Here is a 1,676-nt window from a genome sequence, read left to right on the forward strand (position 1 = left end):
ATGGTTCTAGGAGGACCCCATGCACATTGCCTTCAGCCCCCAGCGCCGTGAGGAACGGCTGTCCCTCGCCAGATCCGGCGACATCCTGATCCTCAACGGCGAGGAGCTGGATCTGTCCGGCATCCCGGATGGCGCCACGCTGCCGCGCGATGCCGTGGGCTCCGCGTGGCTCGCCTCCGACATCGAGAGGATCGACGGCGTGCTGCAGTTCACGCTGATCCTGCCGCATGGCCCGGACGCCGGCGCCGCGACGCTCTTCCCCGAACCGATCCATGCCGAGATCGACGGGCCGATCTCCGTCCCGGCCTGGGGTCCCGGACCCACGACCGAGGAGGCCTGAGCCATGGGCATTCCGATCGACCTGAGCCGTCTCCGGACGGCAGACGCCAGGGCGGCCGAGGCGCAGCGCGATCTGATCCCGGCAGAGGTCACCGTCATGCAGGCCATGATCGTGGTCGGCGAGGAGAAGTGGGCCCGCGCGATGGCGATCGCGGAGGACGCCGCCTACCCCTGGGCAATGCGGGCCGCCCTCCGCGGCGCGACCATGCTCGTCCGGGACTCGGAAACGATGGACACGCTGGCCTTCCTGCTCGGCTTCTCGCCGGAGGAGACCGATCGGCTGTTCATCGAAGCCGCAGAGGTGACGCTGTGAACCTGCTCGAGCAGGCGGGCTTCCCAGAGCCGCCGGCCGACTGAGGCGTCCCCGCCTTCCCGATCATCATGAGAAGACCCGGCCGCTCCCGGCCGGGCCGACAGACGCGCACGGCGCGCACAACAGGAGCGGCGCGATGCCGGACAAGGGACTGATCGACACCATCACGGCGCTCTGGGGCGGGGCCATCGCCACGCTGATCGCGGCCGCCATGGGCCGGCTCATGTATCACACCGGCGAGGTCCGCGCCCGCCGCCGCGCCTTCTTCGGCCGCGAGCTCCTCTGGGAGATCCCCGCCCTCGTCGCCATGGCCTTCATAGGCGAGGCCCTGAGCTCGTATCTCAACCTCGACGGCCGCGCTGCCATGGGGCTCGTCGCGATGCTCGCCTACCTCGGGCCGCGCGGCACCACGGCGATGCTAGGAAGTCTGCTTAACCGAAAGTGATTCAGCAATGCCATCCCAAGAACTTGCTTAATGGCGTCAAGCCAACCTTATACTAGAGGAAGCTATCTTGTAGACGCATCTATAAAACGCCGGAAGCTATTAGCCTCATCAGAGAAGCTTGCCAAAAATCCGAGAGCGAAGGTCACGGCGAATGCAAGCATAATATGCTCGGGTTGATCCTTAACAACTCCAATTTTATCAAGATGACCCTCAGCCTGATCAAGGTAACAATCCACGACAGCCTTGACTTTACGATCACGCTTGTCCGATCCAAGCGAATGCGCAAGCTCATTACGAAGAGCGTTCAGCCTTATTATTATATCCCACATCGCGTTGTCCTGCTCGCCCACCGAAAGTGATCGCGCGAGACTAATTTTCTGTGCGAAACGAAGATTGGCAGCCATGACGTAATCCGGATGAAAAACGAACGTGCCAATAATTCTATCCAAAAGCTCCTCTATTAGAAGATGCCCCTTTAGCACAATAATTATAGTCTCATCTACGGCACCAAATGTACTCTCGACCTTCTTCATTAGTGCTTCAAGTTCAGTCACGATAACTCCTACACTAGCGCCCCTC

The 1,676-nt window shown here is 61.5% G+C and carries 4 protein-coding genes; 3 read left to right on the forward strand and 1 reads right to left on the reverse strand.

What is annotated here, in order from left to right:
• The first annotated feature begins 19 nt into the window (after positions 1-19).
• The 3 genes from ACTVZP_RS22130 (at position 20) to ACTVZP_RS22140 (ending at position 1,097) form a co-directional block, all read left to right on the forward strand.
• A complete protein-coding gene (locus ACTVZP_RS22130; protein WP_443214286.1) occupies positions 20-340 on the forward strand; it encodes a hypothetical protein in 321 nt (106 codons plus the stop codon).
• 3 nt (positions 341-343) lie between these two features.
• Positions 344-652, forward strand: a complete 309-nt coding sequence (locus tag ACTVZP_RS22135; protein WP_443214287.1) for a hypothetical protein — start codon at positions 344-346, stop codon at positions 650-652.
• Between the two features lie 136 nt (positions 653-788).
• Positions 789-1,097 carry a phage holin family protein gene (locus ACTVZP_RS22140; protein ID WP_443214288.1) on the forward strand — a complete coding sequence of 103 codons (309 nt, stop codon included), beginning with the start codon at positions 789-791 and terminating at the stop codon, positions 1,095-1,097.
• Positions 1,098-1,159: 62 nt separating this feature from the next.
• Here ACTVZP_RS22140 and ACTVZP_RS22145 read toward each other — a convergent pair.
• On the reverse strand, positions 1,160-1,676 hold a 517-nt coding region (locus ACTVZP_RS22145), incomplete at its 5' end, for a hypothetical protein (protein ID WP_443214289.1).

The organism is Rhodobacter sp. NSM, assembly GCF_052244495.1.
In the GTDB taxonomy this organism is placed as follows: Bacteria; Pseudomonadota; Alphaproteobacteria; order Rhodobacterales; family Rhodobacteraceae; genus Cereibacter_A.